This window comes from Halocynthiibacter sp. C4 (genome assembly GCF_028823805.1).
GTDB lineage: Bacteria > Pseudomonadota > Alphaproteobacteria > Rhodobacterales > Rhodobacteraceae > Falsihalocynthiibacter > Falsihalocynthiibacter halioticoli.
On sequence record NZ_JAPEIE010000030.1, the window covers coordinates 1 to 261 of the forward strand.

General features: G+C 64.0%; 1 pseudogene. It reads left to right on the forward strand.

Annotated elements, in window-relative coordinates:
* A pseudogene (locus tag OU789_RS16895) lies at window positions 1-261 on the forward strand (UDP-N-acetylmuramate dehydrogenase); the annotation flags it as partial.

Genomic DNA, 261 nt, shown 5'->3' on the forward strand with positions numbered 1-261 from the left:
GAGACGGCGGCTGCGGCAAATATCGGCGGCATGGAATTCTTCTTCGGCATCCCCGGTACGATCGGCGGTGCACTGCGCATGAATGCCGGCGCCAATGGCGGCGAGACCAAGGATGTGTTGGTGGAGGCGACCGGCGTCAGTCGCGACGGCACCAGGCACACGTTCGGCAATGCCGAGATGAAGTTCGTCTATCGCAACAGCGGCGTCGATGCGTCCGTTATCTTCACCTCGGCGCGCTTCCGCGGCCGGATCACCGATGCG